The organism is Citrobacter sp. On2M (assembly GCF_018035235.1).
Classification (GTDB): domain Bacteria; phylum Pseudomonadota; class Gammaproteobacteria; order Enterobacterales; family Enterobacteriaceae; genus Citrobacter; species Citrobacter meridianamericanus.
Map to the genome: position 1 here is coordinate 367,153 of NZ_WPCV01000005.1, position 14,992 is coordinate 382,144.

Below are 14,992 nucleotides of genomic sequence, written 5' to 3' on the forward strand. Positions count from 1 at the left end.
GGATGGCGCAGCGCCATCCGGCAATCAAGTCCCTACTTACCGCCTGCCAGCTCCAGAAAACTCCCCGTAACGTAAGATGCTTTCTCGCTCAACAGCCAGGTAATCGCCTGCGCGACCTCCTCCGGTTGTCCACCGCGCTGCATAGGCAACATAGATTTCACGCGATCGACTCTTCCCGGCTCGCTGCCTGATGCATGCATTTCAGTGTAAATCAGACCCGGCCGCACACAGTTCACGCGGATCCCCTGCGCTGCAACTTCCAGCGCCAGACCGGTAGTGAGCGTGTCCACCGCGCCTTTTGAGGCGGCGTAATCAACGTACTCGAAAGGGGCGCCTAGCCGCGATGCCGCCGAAGAGACATTTACAATCGATCCACCCTGACCGCCGTGCTTGAACGACATGCGCTTTACCGCTTCCCGACAGCACAGAAAATAGCCGGTAACGTTGGTTGCCAGTACGCGATTAATTCGTTCGGCGGTTAAGTTTTCGACCGTGCTTTGCTCAAACAAGATCCCTGCATTATTCACCAGGGCAGTCAGTTGCTCGCCTTCACGGTCAATAGACTCAAACATTGCCACCACCTGGCTTTCATCGCTGATATCTGCCCGTAAAGCAAACGCCTTCCCTCCAGCAGCGGCGATGCTGTTCACCACCTCCGTTGCCGCACGAATATTGTGATGAAAGTTCAACGCGACCGTGTAGCCCTCTTGCGCCAGTTGCAGTGCGGTTGCTCGACCAATGCCACGACTGCCGCCCGTCACCAATGCTATAGCCATAACGTTTCTCCCAAAAAATAAAGGCGCCGAAGCGCCTTTAAAAGATAGTCGAATCAGCAGATTACTGATATTCGCTCATCGGTACGCAGGAGCAGAACAGGTTACGGTCACCGTAAACATCATCAAGACGCTTCACGGTTGGCCAGTATTTGTTCGCCACACCCGCCGGGAAGACGGCGATTTCGCGGCTATAACCGTGGTTCCACTCCGCGACCAGCTCGTTTTGCGTGTGCGGTGAGTTAACCAGTGGGTTATCTTCCAGTGACCATTCACCCGCTTTCACACGGTCGATCTCCGCGCGAATTGCCAGCATCGCATTGATAAAGCGATCCAGTTCCACCTTGCTTTCAGATTCAGTCGGTTCCACCATCAGCGTACCCGCTACCGGGAACGACATGGTCGGTGCATGGAAACCGTAATCGATCAGACGCTTGGCAATATCCAGTTCGCTGATGCCGGTCTCTTCTTTCAGTGGGCGAATGTCGAGAATACATTCATGCGCCACGCGACCATCACGACCGGTATACAGCACCGGATAGGCATCTTTCAGACGGCTGGCAATATAGTTAGCGTTCAGGATCGCCACCTGGCTTGCCTGCTTCAGACCTTCTGCGCCCATCATACGGATGTACATCCAGCTGATTGGCAGAATAGATGCGCTACCAAACGGAGCGGCAGAAACTGCGCCCTGACGGGTCAGCATCCCTTCAATCTGTACCACGCTGTGGCCCGGCACAAACGGTGCCAGATGCGATTTCACGCCGATCGGCCCCATACCCGGGCCGCCGCCGCCGTGCGGAATGCAGAATGTTTTATGCAGGTTGAGATGTGATACGTCCGCGCCGATAAAGCCCGGCGTGGTGATCCCAACCTGAGCGTTCATGTTCGCGCCATCAAGGTAAACCTGACCGCCAAACTGGTGCACAACGTCGCACACTTCACGGATTGTTTCTTCATACACGCCGTGCGTGGATGGGTAGGTCACCATGATGCAAGAGAGGTTGTCGGCATGTTGTTCTGCTTTTGCACGCAGATCGTCTAAGTCGATGTTACCGTTCTTATCACAAGCGACCACCACCACCTGCATACCCGCCATCTGAGCGGAAGCCGGGTTAGTACCGTGAGCAGAGGCCGGGATCAGGCAGATATCACGATGGCCTTCATTACGGCTTTCGTGATAATGGCGAATCGCCAGCAGCCCCGCATACTCCCCCTGTGCGCCGGAGTTCGGCTGCATGCAGACTGCGTCATAACCGGTCAGTTTTACCAGCCACTCGGAAAGTTGGCCGATCATCTGGTGATAACCTTCTGCCTGCTCTGGAGGACAGAACGGATGAAGCTCAGCGAATTCCGGCCAGGTGATCGGGATCATCTCGGCCGCCGCGTTCAGCTTCATGGTGCAGGATCCCAGCGGGATCATCGCCTGGTTCAGCGCCAGATCTTTGCGCTCCAGCGAGTGCATGTAACGCATCATCTCGGTTTCGCTATGGTAGCGGTTGAACACCGGATGGCTGAGGATCGCATCGTCACGCAGCATACTGTCCTGAATGGAACGGCTGTCGAGCGCCACGTCTTTATCCAGCGTATCAATGTTCAGGCCGTGGCTGTCGCCCAGCAGAATATTGAGCAATTGCACAACATTTTCACGGGTAGTGGTTTCGTCGAGGGTAATACCTACCGCGTTATGAATATCGCTACGCAGATTGATTTCTGCCGCTTCGGCACGCGCCAGTACTGCAGCTTTATCGGCTACTTCAACGCACAGGGTGTCGAAGTAATGCGCATGACGCAGCTTCAATCCTTTCTGTTGCAGGCCGACTGCCAGGATATCGGTCAGGCGGTGGATGCGATTAGCAATGCGTTTCAGGCCAACCGGACCATGATAAACGGCATACAGACTGGCGATGTTGGCCAGCAGGACCTGCGAGGTACAAATGTTGGAGTTCGCTTTCTCGCGGCGGATATGCTGCTCACGAGTCTGCATCGCCATGCGCAGTGCGGTATTGCCCGCCGCATCTTTGGAGACGCCGATAATACGGCCTGGCATAGAGCGTTTGAATTCGTCTTTAGCAGCAAAAAATGCCGCGTGTGGACCGCCGTAGCCCATCGGTACGCCGAAGCGTTGTGCAGAGCCGAAAACGATGTCCGCCCCCTGTTTGCCCGGCGCAGTCAGCAGTACCAGCGCCATAAAATCGGCCGCGACGCTGACCACAACTTTGCGGGATTTCAGCTCAGTAATCAGTGCGCTGTAGTCGTGCACTTCACCGGTAGTGCCAACCTGCTGCAACAGCACGCCGAACACATCCTGATGATCCAGCGCTTTTGCCGCATCATCGACAATGACGTCAAAACCAAAGGTTTCTGCACGGGTGCGCACAACATCCAGCGTTTGCGGATGGACATCTGCGGCCACAAAGAAGCGGTTGGCGTTTTTCAGTTTGCTGACGCGTTTTGCCATCGCCATTGCTTCAGCCGCTGCGGTGGCTTCATCCAGCAGAGAGGCAGAGGCCATGTCCAGACCGGTCAGATCCAGCGTCACCTGCTGGAAGTTGAGCAGCGCTTCCAGGCGACCCTGAGACACTTCTGGCTGATACGGCGTATACGCAGTGTACCAGCCCGGGTTTTCCAGCATGTTGCGCAGGATAACCGGTGGCAACTGCACGGCGGTGTAGCCCATGCCAATGTAGGACGTGAAGCGCTTGTTACGCCCGGCGATGGCTTTTAATTCAGCCAGCGCAGCGTATTCGGTCGCCGCCTCGCCCACCTGCGGCGGGGTTGCGAGCTGAATGTCTTTCGGCACAATCTGGCCGATCAGCGCGTTTAACGACTCGGCGCCAACCGCATTCAGCATCTCTCGCTGCTGCGCGGCGTCCGGTCCGATGTGGCGTTCAATAAAAGCGCCGCTGTTTTCAAGCTGGCTTAACGTCTGTGTCATGGGCGATGGTTCCTGAAACGTGCAGTGAATCGTAGGTGTCTCTACTACCTGAATACGCGAAATAATTCGCGTTGCAGGTATGCGGGTAAGCCAACACACCTGCAACGTGAAAAATGAAGCGTATTTACTCGTCTTCTAACAATGCTTCGTATGCGGTCGCATCCAGCAGCGATTCAATTTCGCTTTCATCGCTGGCTTTGATTTTGAAAATCCAGCCCCCCGCATACGGCTCGCTGTTAACCAGTTCCGGAGAGTCGCTGAGCGCGTCGTTGACCGCAACAATCTCACCGCCTACTGGCGCATAGATATCGGAAGCCGCTTTTACGGACTCCGCAACAGCGCAGTCATCGCCCGCGCTGACGGTTGAGCCAACTTCAGGCAGGTCAACGAAAACCATGTCACCTAACAGCTCCTGAGCGTGTTCGGTGATACCAACGGTGTAGGAACCGTCAGCTTCTTTGCGCAGCCATTCGTGTTCTTTGCTGTATTTCAGTTCTGCAGGTACGTTGCTCATCAATCAATCTCCAAAAAAGGATGAATTACGCGACGGCTTTGCCGTTACGCACAAAAACAGGTTTAGTCACTTTTACCGGCATTTCGCGGTTACGAATCTGAACGATTGCGGTATCACCAATACCCGCAGGGACACGTGCCAGCGCGATGCTGTAACCCAGAGTAGGGGAGAATGTCCCGCTGGTGATAATGCCTTCCTGCTGGTTGCCGGAAGCATCAGTGAAACGCACCGGCAGTTCATTACGCAGCACGCCCTTCTCGGTCATCACCAGCCCTACCAGCTGTTCGTGGCCTTTTTCACGCTGCATTTCCAGCGCATCCCGACCGATAAAGTCGCGATCGGTCGGTTCCCACGCGATAGTCCAACCCATGTTAGCCGCCAGCGGTGAAATGCCTTCGTCCATCTCCTGACCGTACAGGTTCATGCCCGCTTCCAGACGCAGCGTGTCACGCGCCCCCAAACCACAAGGTTTTACGCCTGCTTGTACCAGCGCACGCCAGAAATCTGCCGCCTTTTCATTCGGCATAGCAATTTCATAACCTGCTTCGCCGGTATAACCGGTGGTTGCGATGAACAAGTCACCCGCCTGAACGCCGAAGAACGGCTTCATGCCTTCTACCGCATGGCGCTGCTCGTCAGTAAACAGGGTAGCGGCTTTTTCCTGCGCGTTTGGCCCCTGTACCGCAATCAGCGACAGGTCGTCACGAACGGTGATGTCGATGGCGTAAGGTTCAGCGTGTTGGGTAATCCAGGAGAGGTCTTTTTCGCGGGTGGCGGAGTTTACAACGAGGCGGAAGAAGTCTTCAGTGAAGTAATAGACAATCAGGTCATCTATCACGCCGCCCGAAGCGTTGAGCATACCGGAGTAGAGGGCTTTGCCCGTCTTCGTTAGCTTCGCGACGTCGTTTGCCAGCAGATAACGCAAGAACTCCCGGGTGCGGCTACCGCGCAGGTCGACGATGGTCATATGCGACACATCAAACATTCCGGCATCGGTGCGAACAGCATGGTGTTCATCAAGCTGAGAACCGTAGTGCAGTGGCATCATCCAGCCATGAAAATCGACCATGCGCGCGCCACATAGCGTGTGTTGTTCGTACAAAGGAGTCTGTTGAGCCATCTTTTCCTCGTTGAATAAGCGGGGCTATCAACTCTTTCGCGGTGAATTCTTCACCACGAAACCCAGCACCGCAGCCGCTCCTGGGGCTACGACGCAAACGTTCTCTTTGTCCTGAACTTACCACCGAAACAGACGCTAAACCATAAGGCAAAATTAACCATCACATTAGCTTATGACCAAAAATAGCCAAATCGCCGACAGAATAAAAACCCAAAATCATAGCGACAAATTAGAATAACAAACAAAGATAAGCTGAAATTCGCCGCATTAATCAACATTAAATGTGGAAAAAATGTCAAAAATGGCGTTATGAAAAAAACGTAATATAAAAAAAACTAATGCGAAAAAAGGCGTGGAATTAGATTATTTCAAATGAGAGAAGCATCCCGGCGCGCAGGCCGGGAGAGGAAAGTGTGACGGGTCTCAAACTCTTAAGATTGTCCTTACGGACGCTAGCGCAACCACTCAGGAAGATCGTTCAGTCCCATCGCCTGGCGGATGAGCTGTGGTTTTACACCTGGCAGGGTATCAGCCAGTTTCAGACCAATATCACGCAGCAGTTTTTTTGCCGGATTCTCGCCAGCAAACAGTTCACGAAAACCCTGCATACCAGCCAGCATCATCGCTGCACTGTGCTTACGGCTGCGCTCGTAACGGCGTAAATAGAGATACTGACCAATATCTTTGCCCTGACGCTGTAGCCGCTTAAGCTCGTCGATCAGCTCTGCCGCATCCATAAAGCCAAGGTTAACCCCCTGCCCCGCCAGCGGATGGATGGTATGCGCCGCATCCCCCACCAGCGCCAGGCGATGGGCAGCAAACTGCCGTGCGTAGCGTCCCGTCAGCGGAAACGCCTGACGTTCGCTTTCAAGGCTGCACAGCCCCAGACGATTATCAAAAGCGATATTCAGCGCCTGATTGAATTCGTCTTCGCTTGCCTGCTGCATACGTTCAGCTTCCTGCGGCGAGAGCGACCAGACGATAGAACACAGGTGCGGGTCATTGAGCGGCAGAAATGCCAGGATACCCTCACCATGAAACGCCTGACGCGCAACCGCACCGTGGGCTTCCTGCGTACGGATAGTCGCCACCAGCGCATGATGGCGGTAATCCCAGAAGGTGAGCGGAATATCCGCTTTGTTGCGCAGCCAGGAGTTAGCGCCATCGGCGCCGACTACCAGACGAGCCGTCAGCATCGCACCATCTTTCAGGGTCAGAAACGCCTCGTTCTCACCCCAGGCCACCTGCTGTAATTCAGCAGGAGCCAGCAACGTGATATCCGCTGAACGCTGCGCCTTTTGCCACAGCGCGTAATGAATCTCTGCGTTTTCGACAATGTGTCCCAAATGGCTGTAGCCCATACTCTGGTCATCAAACACAATACGGCCAAAGCTGTCTTTGTCCCAGACTTCCATGCCGTGGTAGCAGCAAGCGCGACGGGCTACAATATCGGACCAGACGCCAAGACGGGTAAGCAGTTTTTCACTGGCGGCATTAATAGCCGATACGCGAAGCTGAGGAGGTGCATCCGCCGCCAAAGGCTGCGGAACATGTTGTTCCAACACCGCAACGCGCAACCCGCTGCCCTGCAAGCCGCAGGCAACCGCCAGTCCCACCATGCCGCCACCCACAATTGCTACATCAACACTTTGCACAATCCACTCCTGATGCCTGGCTCAGCAGGCGTAATTGTTGCAGCCAGTTTGGACACGGACAGCGCGGAACAACCGAAGCGTACACGCAGTACGTGAGGATGATTCGCTTTGCTCCCCCTTCGGGCCGCCCTGAAGGGCGTTCAAAACTCTGTCGAGTTTTGTGTGAGCACTGCCCTGGTCCAAAGTGGCAAATAAAATAGCCTGCTGTGACAGGACTATCGCGCAACCCAACCGAGGGTTCGCTCCGCCAGCGCATCGCGCGCAGGGGTAAATAATTCCATCGCCATCAGCCCGACATTTCGTCCAACAACCAGCGGGGTCCAGCGATTGGCAAACAGATACACCAAATTGTTGGTCACGCCAATCGTCGTTTCGCGATCGCGTTCGCGGCGCTGCTGATAGCGTGCCAGCACCGCATAATCACCAACATCTTCCCCGCTGCTCTGCGCCTGGGTCAAGGTTTCAGCCAGGCTCATCACATCACGCAAACCAAGGTTGAAACCTTGTCCGGCAATAGGATGCAGCGTCTGGGCTGCGTTCCCTACCAGCACGGTACGATGGGTAATCGCTTTTTGCGCCGAGGTTAACGAAAGCGGATAGGCGTTGCGTTTACCTGCCTTGATAATACGCCCCAAGCGCCAGCCAAACGCGGTTTGCAGTTCACGACAAAACCGTTCGTCGGACCAGGCCAGAATCTCATCGCGCCGTTCCAGCGGATGACACCACACCAGCGAACAGCGACCGTCAGACATGGGCAACATTGCCAGCGGGCCATATTGCGTGAAACGTTCAAACGCTCGCCCGTCGTGCACAATGGAGGTCGTGACGTTGGCAATCACCGCCAGTTGCTCATAGGGCTGTTGCTGCCAGTCAACGCCGCAAGCGGTAGCCAGTGCGGAGCGCGTACCGTCGGCGGCCACCAACAGGCGACCATCAATCATCTCACCATTTTCCAGCGTTACTTCTACGCGCTCCTGCGTGCGTGACACGCTGGCTACGCGGTCGGGGCAGTGCAGCGTTACACCCGGCGCTTTACGCAGCAGCGCAAACAGACGCAGCCCGACATCGTGCAGCTCTACGACCTGCCCCAGCGCCGGAATACGGTATTCCTGCGCATCCAGCGTTACAAATCCGGCATGGCCGCGATCGCTGACGTGAACGGTTTTGATCGCCGTTGCACAATCGGCAATCGCCTGCCATATGCCAATTCGCGCCAGCTGTTGGCAGGTCCCTGCCGCCAGCGCGATCGCCCGGGCATCAAACCCTGGATGGCGATCAGTGTCGGGTGCGCTCGCTTCTATCAGATGTACCGGCAGAGTTCCATGGCTAAGCTGAGAAATGGCCAACGCCAGCGTCGCGCCAACCATACCACCGCCGACGATAATCACACTCATTGCAGTCTCGCCGCGGCCATTAAAGCTTCAATGTCATCCGCTTTCTTCACTACGCTGGCGGTCAGGTTTTCATTGCCGTCTTCGGTGATGAGGATGTCATCTTCAATACGAATGCCGATACCACGATAAGCAGGCGGTACATCGGCGTCCGGCGCGATATAGAGTCCCGGTTCAACAGTAAGCACCATTCCCGGCTCCAGAATGCGTGAGCGGTCCTGACCATAAACGCCAACGTCATGTACATCCAGACCCAGCCAATGGCTAAGACCATGCATAAAGAATGGGCGATGCGCATTTTCGGTGATCAGTTGGTCGACCTCACCGCGCAGAATGCCAAGCCTTACCAGGCCCGTAATCATGATACGCACCACTTCGCCGGTGACTTCCTGGATGGACGTCCCGGGACGATACAGGCGCAGGCTGGTCTCTAAAGATTCCAGTACGATGTCGTAGATTTCACGCTGGGCAGGAGTAAATTTGCCGTTTACCGGGAAGGTACGCGTAATGTCGCCCGCATAGCCTTTGTATTCACATCCGGCGTCAATCAGCACCAGATCGCCATCGCGCATTACACTTTCATTTTCAGTGTAATGCAGGATACAGCCGTTTTCACCGCTGCCGACAATCGTGTTATAGGATGGGTAACGCGCGCCATGGCGGGTAAATTCGTGGTGAATCTCACCTTCCAGCTGGTATTCAAACATTCCCGGACGGCATTTTTCCATCGCCCGGGTATGCGCCAGCGCGGTGATCTCTCCGGCACGGCGCATGACCGCAATTTCTTCCGCTGATTTGAACAGGCGCATTTCATGCACCATTGGGCGCCAGTCGATAATTGCGGCGGGCGCATGCAGATTTTGTCTGGAGCCTTTACGCAGTTTATCCAGTGCCGTACACACAATCTCGTCTGCCCAGGCATATTCGCCCTGTGCGTGATACACCGCGTCCAGGCCATTGAGTAACAGGTGAAGCTGTTGGTTGATTTCGCTGAAGGCCAGCGCCCGAGCAACGCCGAGTTTTGCCGGTGCGGCATCCTGGCCCAGACGACGACCAAACCAGATCTCCGCCGTCAGATCGCGAACCCGATTGAACAAAACGCTATGGTTATGAGTGTCATCGCTTTTAATCAGCACCAGCACGGCTTCAGGTTCGTTAAAACCGGTGAAGTACCAGAAATCACTGCTTTGGCGGTACGGATATTCACTGTCCGCGCTGCGCGTCGCTTCAGGCGCGGCAAAAATCAGCGCGGCGCTGCCGGGCTGCATTTGTGCCAGAAAAGCCTGGCGGCGGCGCTGGAATTCTTGCTGAGATATTTCGCTCATCACACTCTCCTTGGCGTTTTGTTCTTAATGCAGGGTCGGTTTACGGACTTCCGGCGCGGTCGGCTGCTGACGCGTAAACGTGTCATGACACAGCAAGGCGGCTACGCGCACGTATTCGATGATCTCTTCGAGCGACATTTCCAACTCTTCCTGATCTTCGTCTTCGTCATATCCCAACTGAGCGATATTGCGCAAGTCGTCAATCGCTTCCCCGGTTTCGCCTGTCACTTTGTCGAGCTTCGGCTGGGTAACGCCAAGCCCCAGCAAAAAGTGGTTTACCCACCCCGCCAGCGCATCGGCGCGATCAAACACACTGACGTCATCGCCTTCAGGCAGATAAAGCTGAAAAAGGAAGCCATCGTCCTCGAGAGCATCGCTGGTGGCAGAGTGCATTTTCAGCAGTGCCTGAGCCAGCTCGTGACCAAAGGCCAGACCTTCGTTCGTCAGATCGTGCAGCAGCGGCTGCCATGAGCTGTCGTTGTTGCCACCGCAAATCATTCCGCTGATTAAGCCGTGCATTTCGGCCGGGGTTAATCCAGCCCCTTGTTGGTTCAAAAACTGGCTAACGTCGTTGTAGCCAGGCATTTCGTTCTGTATAGACATAAGCATTCGTCATCAAAGGGAGGAATATTCATGGTATGCTACCACTTTGGACCCTGGTGAACCAGAAAAGGGCTTGTATCTTAATACCAGGGTAGCTATAGTGTCGCCCCTTCGCGGACCCAAGGTCTGGAGACGAAGGCAGCGCAGTCAATCAGCAGGAAGGTGGCATGTCTGCACAACCCGTCGATATCCAAATATTTGGCCGTTCACTGCGAGTGAATTGCCCGCCTGAACAAAGGGATGCGTTGAATCAGGCTGCGGACGATCTTAATCAGCGATTGCAAGATCTGAAAGTTCGCACTAGAGTCACAAATACTGAGCAGTTGGTTTTCATCGCCGCGTTGAACATCAGCTATGAATTAACTCAGGAAAAAGCGAAGACGCGTGAGTACGCGGCGAGCATGGAACAACGTATTCGGATGCTACAACAGACCATCGAACAGGCGTTGCTTGATCAGGGTCGCATAACCGAAAAAACGGGCCAAAACTTTGAATAACACTTTTCGGTTTACTGTGGTAGAGTGACCGTGAAGACAAAATTTCTCTGAGATGTTTGCAAGCGGGCCAGTCCCCTGAGCCGATATTTCATACCACAAGAATGTGGCGCTCCATGGTTGGTGAGCATGCTCGGCCCGTCCGAGAAGCCTTAAAACTGTGACGACACATTCACCTTGAACCAAGGGTTCAAGGGTTACAGCCTGCGGCGGCATCTCGGAGATTCCCTTCTACCTGGCAACAGCCATGACGCTACTATCTGAACTCCCTTTATCACGGCAAGAAATTCGTCAACTGATTCGTCAGCGTCGACGTGCGCTTACCCCTGAGCAGCAACGACAATACGGTCAGCAAGCCGCGACCCGAATGCTCAGTTATCCCCCTGTTGTACTCGCGCATACCGTGGCGGTGTTTCTCTCGTTTGATGGCGAACTCGATACCCAGCCGCTAATAGATCAGCTGTGGCGAGCGGGCAAGCGTGTCTATCTTCCGGTGCTTCATCCCTTCAGCCCCGGTAATTTACTCTTCCTGCACTATCATCCGCACAGCGACCTGGTGACTAATCGCTTAAAAATTCAGGAACCGCGGCTTGATGTACGCGACGTATTGCCGCTATCAAAGCTGGATGTGCTGATTACACCGTTAGTGGCGTTTGATGAATACGGGCAACGCCTGGGCATGGGCGGCGGATTTTATGACCGTACGCTACAAAACTGGCAGCAGCATAAGATCCAACCCGTGGGTTACGCACATGACTGCCAGTTAGTCGAGAAGTTGCCAGTTGAAGAGTGGGATATCCCGCTGCCTGCGGTGGTGACGCCGTCCAAAATTTGGGCGTGGTAGGAAAACCGGGAACATGCCGGGCAGGCCAGCAGCCTGCCCGTTAAAAGGAAATCAGTACAGCAGACGAGCGCGAATGGTTCCCGGAAGAGATTTCATCGCCTGCAGCGCTTTCTCCGCCACATCTTCATCCGCTTCAATATCGATAACAACGTAACCTACCTGCGCGGAAGTCTGCAGATACTGCGCGGCAATGTTGACGCCCTGCTCGGCAAAAATCTGGTTCAGCGCCGTCAGTACGCCGGGACGATTTTCGTGAATGTGCATCAGACGACGGCCACCGTGCAGCGGCAGCGATACTTCCGGGAAGTTAACCGCAGACAGCGTAGAACCGTTGTCGGAATACTTGGTCAACTTACCAGCTACTTCCAGACCGATATTTTCCTGTGCTTCTAACGTTGAACCACCAATGTGCGGCGTCAGGATCACGTTGTCGAAATCACACAGCGGCGAAGTGAAAGGATCGCTGTTGGTTGCCGGTTCGGTTGGGAATACGTCGATTGCCGCCCCCGCCAGATGCTTGGTCGCTAGCGCGTCACACAGCGCAGGAATATCAACCACCGTCCCACGCGCGGCGTTAATCAGTAGCGCGCCCGGTTTCATCAGTGAAATCTCATGCGCGCCCATCAAGTTTTTGGTGGATGCATTTTCCGGCACGTGCAAACTCACCACATCGCTCATATTGAGCAGATCGGAAAGATGCTGGACCTGCGTGGCATTACCTAACGGCAGTTTATTTTCAATATCATAGAAGTAAACATGCATCCCCAGCGATTCCGCCAGAATGCCCAACTGAGTGCCAATGTGGCCATAGCCGATGATCCCCAGTTTTTTGCCACGCGCTTCAAAAGAGCCGGTAGCCAGTTTATTCCACACGCCGCGATGTGCTTTGGCGTTCGCTTCGGGTACGCCGCGTAGCAGTAGTAGCAGTTCGCCAATCACCAGTTCAGCAACGGAACGCGTGTTAGAGAATGGCGCGTTAAACACTGGGATCCCGCGCTTTGCCGCAGCAGTCAGATCCACCTGGTTGGTGCCGATGCAGAAGCAGCCAATCGCAACCAGTTTCTCTGCGGCGGCAATCACATCTTCAGTCAGATGGGTACGGGATCGCAGGCCAATGAAGTGGGCATCACGGATGGACTCTTTGAGTTGTTCAGTGTCCAGAGCACCTTTGTGAAACTCGATGTTGGTATAACCTGCTGCACGAAGGCTTTCGAGCGCTTTTTGATGCACGCCTTCAACCAGCAGAAATTTAATCTTCTCTTTCTCCAGTGATACCTTTGCCATTTCCCCGACCCTGTCTTTTTTGTTCAAACTAATGTGTTGTGTGTGGGATTTTCATCCTCCTCTTCAACATATCAAAAAATAATATTGCGGCAATATGAACGTTTGCGTCGCCGTGCTGAGGAAATGTCATTCAAAGGGGATTGTCAGAGGAATATACTGGCGATAACTTTTTCTTTGGAGAGATCGGCAGGACAATATTATAAACGTGACACAAGTCACCAAATTTGCCCTGCCAAAATTTTTTTAACCGGAGAAGACGCTCCCGTCAGATCATTTTACGATAGTTTTCACGCCGTCTGGCGTGCCGATCAGCGCAACATCCGCACCACGGTTGGCAAACAGGCCTACGGTTACCACACCTGGAATCGCATTGATGGCGTTTTCCAGCGCGATGGCGTCGAGGATTTCCAGACCGTGCACATCGAGGATTACGTTGCCGTTGTCCGTCACCACGCCCTGACGATATTCAGGACGACCGCCCAGCTTCACCAACTGGCGAGCCACTGCGCTGCGCGCCATTGGGATCACTTCAACCGGCAGTGGGAAGTTACCCAGAATATCGACTTCTTTGGACGCATCCGCAATGCAGATAAATTTCTTCGCCACCGAAGCAATGATTTTTTCACGGGTCAGCGCTGCGCCGCCGCCTTTAATCATCTGCATGTGGCCGTTGATTTCATCCGCGCCGTCGACGTATACGCCAAGGCTGTCCACTTCGTTAAGATCGAACACGTGGATGCCAAGGCTTTTGAGTTTTTCGGTCGAGGCATCCGAACTGGACACCGCGCCTTCAATCTGACCTTTCATTGTGCCCAGCGCATCAATAAAGTGTGCGGCTGTTGAACCTGTACCTACGCCCACAATGGTACCGGGCTGTACATACTGAAGTGCCGCCCATCCTACTGCTTTTTTCAGTTCATCCTGCGTCATGATCGTTTCGCCTGTGGTGTGAATATGGTGGGAAAATTCACGCGCATTATAGAACATTGTGCAGAAAAATGTCCCCACACCCGCTCCCAAGCGGCGGATTTCGTCTTTACCCAACCTAAATTTGTGTCATAGTGCAGAACAAGCAAAAATTTCAGGAGTGCGTCAAAGCAATGAAACGTCCGGACTACAGAACACTACAAGCACTGGATGCGGTTATTCGTGAACGGGGATTTGAGCGCGCGGCGCAAAAGCTGTGCATTACGCAATCCGCAGTTTCACAACGCATAAAACAGCTTGAAAATATGTTCGGACAACCGCTGCTGGTGCGTACCGTACCACCACGCCCTACCGAACAGGGGCAGAAACTGCTGGCGCTTTTGCGTCAGGTTGAACTGCTGGAAGACGAGTGGTTGGGCGATGAACAAACCGGCTCGACGCCGCTGCTGCTCTCGCTGGCGGTGAACGCCGACAGTCTGGCGACCTGGTTACTTCCGGCGTTAGCCCCGGTACTGGCCAATTCACCGATTCGCCTGAACCTGCAAGTTGAGGATGAAACGCGCACCCAGGAACGTCTGCGTCGCGGTGAAGTGGTCGGTGCGGTGAGTATCCAACATCAGGCACTGCCAAGCTGTCTGGTGGATAAACTTGGCGCGCTGGACTACCTGTTTGTTGGCTCCAAACCTTTCGCCGAGCGTTATTTCCCTAACGGCGTCACCCGCTCCGCCCTGCTGAAAGCCCCGGCGGTAGCGTTTGACCATCTTGATGATATGCACCAGGCGTTCTTGCAACAAAACTTCGACCTGCCGCCGGGAAGCGTGCCGTGCCACATCGTTAACTCGTCTGAAGCCTTCGTGCAGTTGGCGCGTCAGGGCACCACCTGCTGCATGATCCCGCACTTACAGATTGAGAAAGAGCTGGAAAGCGGCGAGCTGATCGACTTAACGCCAGGTCTGTTCCAGCGTCGGATGCTGTACTGGCACCGTTTTGCACCGGAAAGCCGCATGATGCGCAACGTTACCGACGCGCTGCTGGAATACGGGCACAAGGTGTTGCGTCAGGATTAAACCGTTTATTGCGCCAGAGTGCCGGATGGCGGCGTAACGCCTTATCCGGCCCACAAG

Annotated in this window: 13 protein-coding genes and 1 other RNA gene; 4 read left to right on the plus strand and 10 right to left on the minus strand. The window is 54.5% G+C overall.

The features are described from left to right. Window positions 1-32: 32 nt before the first annotated feature. The 8 genes from On2M_RS19700 to On2M_RS19735 form a co-directional block, all read right to left on the minus strand. Window positions 33-776: an SDR family oxidoreductase gene (locus On2M_RS19700; RefSeq protein ID WP_210905346.1), complete on the minus strand. Its 744-nt coding sequence runs from the start codon at window positions 774-776 to the stop codon at window positions 33-35. 61 nt (window positions 777-837) lie between these two features. Next, window positions 838-3,711 carry an aminomethyl-transferring glycine dehydrogenase gene (gene gcvP / locus On2M_RS19705; protein ID WP_187253172.1) on the minus strand — a complete coding sequence of 958 codons (2,874 nt, stop codon included), beginning with the start codon at window positions 3,709-3,711 and terminating at the stop codon, window positions 838-840. Window positions 3,712-3,835: 124 nt separating this feature from the next. After that, window positions 3,836-4,225, minus strand: a complete 390-nt coding sequence (gcvH, locus tag On2M_RS19710; protein WP_005123344.1) for a glycine cleavage system protein GcvH — start codon at window positions 4,223-4,225, stop codon at window positions 3,836-3,838. 25 nt (window positions 4,226-4,250) lie between these two features. Beyond that, window positions 4,251-5,345, minus strand: coding sequence for a glycine cleavage system aminomethyltransferase GcvT (gene gcvT / locus On2M_RS19715; RefSeq protein WP_151224304.1), 1,095 nt, complete (start codon window positions 5,343-5,345; stop codon window positions 4,251-4,253). Between the two features lie 452 nt (window positions 5,346-5,797). Continuing rightward, complete coding sequence (ubiI, locus tag On2M_RS19720; RefSeq protein ID WP_187253174.1) at window positions 5,798-7,000, minus strand: FAD-dependent 2-octaprenylphenol hydroxylase; 1,203 nt, start codon at window positions 6,998-7,000, stop codon at window positions 5,798-5,800. A 215-nt stretch (window positions 7,001-7,215) separates the two neighbouring features. Continuing rightward, entirely contained in the window at window positions 7,216-8,394 is a 1,179-nt protein-coding gene (gene ubiH, locus On2M_RS19725; protein WP_151218323.1) for a 2-octaprenyl-6-methoxyphenyl hydroxylase, read from the minus strand. Next, a complete protein-coding gene (gene pepP / locus On2M_RS19730; RefSeq protein ID WP_151218324.1) occupies window positions 8,391-9,716 on the minus strand; it encodes a Xaa-Pro aminopeptidase in 1,326 nt (441 codons plus the stop codon). The genes ubiH and pepP overlap by 4 nt, the downstream gene beginning before the upstream one ends. Before the next feature lie 24 nt (window positions 9,717-9,740). Then, window positions 9,741-10,319: a YecA family protein gene (locus On2M_RS19735; protein ID WP_086523442.1), complete on the minus strand. Its 579-nt coding sequence runs from the start codon at window positions 10,317-10,319 to the stop codon at window positions 9,741-9,743. Window positions 10,320-10,486: 167 nt separating this feature from the next. Between On2M_RS19735 and zapA the strand changes: the two genes are divergently transcribed. From zapA to On2M_RS19750, 3 genes are all read left to right on the plus strand, one after another. Further along, entirely contained in the window at window positions 10,487-10,816 is a 330-nt protein-coding gene (zapA, locus tag On2M_RS19740) for a cell division protein ZapA (RefSeq protein WP_003026980.1), read from the plus strand. Between the two features lie 41 nt (window positions 10,817-10,857). Next, a non-coding RNA gene (ssrS, locus tag On2M_RS19745) (6S RNA) lies at window positions 10,858-11,041 on the plus strand. A gap of 19 nt (window positions 11,042-11,060) precedes the next feature. Then, window positions 11,061-11,657 carry a 5-formyltetrahydrofolate cyclo-ligase gene (locus tag On2M_RS19750; protein ID WP_151224306.1) on the plus strand — a complete coding sequence of 199 codons (597 nt, stop codon included), beginning with the start codon at window positions 11,061-11,063 and terminating at the stop codon, window positions 11,655-11,657. A gap of 51 nt (window positions 11,658-11,708) precedes the next feature. Here the strand turns inward: On2M_RS19750 and serA are convergent, their stop codons facing one another. Both serA and rpiA read right to left on the minus strand, forming a co-directional pair. Next, on the minus strand, window positions 11,709-12,941 hold the full coding sequence (gene serA, locus On2M_RS19755) for a phosphoglycerate dehydrogenase (RefSeq protein WP_151224307.1): 1,233 nt from the start codon (window positions 12,939-12,941) through the stop codon (window positions 11,709-11,711). 270 nt (window positions 12,942-13,211) lie between these two features. Beyond that, on the minus strand, window positions 13,212-13,871 hold the full coding sequence (gene rpiA, locus On2M_RS19760; protein ID WP_016154364.1) for a ribose-5-phosphate isomerase RpiA: 660 nt from the start codon (window positions 13,869-13,871) through the stop codon (window positions 13,212-13,214). Window positions 13,872-14,041: 170 nt separating this feature from the next. On the opposite strand from rpiA, the gene argP reads away from it, so the two are divergent. Continuing rightward, a complete protein-coding gene (argP, locus tag On2M_RS19765) occupies window positions 14,042-14,935 on the plus strand; it encodes a DNA-binding transcriptional regulator ArgP (protein ID WP_003026988.1) in 894 nt (297 codons plus the stop codon). The last annotated feature ends 57 nt before the right edge of the window (window positions 14,936-14,992 follow it).

Coding starts and splice junctions, on each gene's coding strand:
- On2M_RS19700 (WP_210905346.1), bottom strand. CDS start 776: ATGGCTATAGCATTGGTGACGGGCGGCAGTCGTGGCATTGGTCGAGCA.
- On2M_RS19750 (WP_151224306.1), top strand. CDS start 11,061: ATGACGCTACTATCTGAACTCCCTTTATCACGGCAAGAAATTCGTCAA.
- serA (WP_151224307.1), bottom strand. CDS start 12,941: ATGGCAAAGGTATCACTGGAGAAAGAGAAGATTAAATTTCTGCTGGTT.
- gcvH (WP_005123344.1), bottom strand. CDS start 4,225: ATGAGCAACGTACCTGCAGAACTGAAATACAGCAAAGAACACGAATGG.
- rpiA (WP_016154364.1), bottom strand. CDS start 13,871: ATGACGCAGGATGAACTGAAAAAAGCAGTAGGATGGGCGGCACTTCAG.
- ubiH (WP_151218323.1), bottom strand. CDS start 8,394: ATGAGTGTGATTATCGTCGGCGGTGGTATGGTTGGCGCGACGCTGGCG.
- On2M_RS19735 (WP_086523442.1), bottom strand. CDS start 10,319: ATGTCTATACAGAACGAAATGCCTGGCTACAACGACGTTAGCCAGTTT.
- pepP (WP_151218324.1), bottom strand. CDS start 9,716: ATGAGCGAAATATCTCAGCAAGAATTCCAGCGCCGCCGCCAGGCTTTT.
- gcvP (WP_187253172.1), bottom strand. CDS start 3,711: ATGACACAGACGTTAAGCCAGCTTGAAAACAGCGGCGCTTTTATTGAA.
- argP (WP_003026988.1), top strand. CDS start 14,042: ATGAAACGTCCGGACTACAGAACACTACAAGCACTGGATGCGGTTATT.
- zapA (WP_003026980.1), top strand. CDS start 10,487: ATGTCTGCACAACCCGTCGATATCCAAATATTTGGCCGTTCACTGCGA.
- gcvT (WP_151224304.1), bottom strand. CDS start 5,345: ATGGCTCAACAGACTCCTTTGTACGAACAACACACGCTATGTGGCGCG.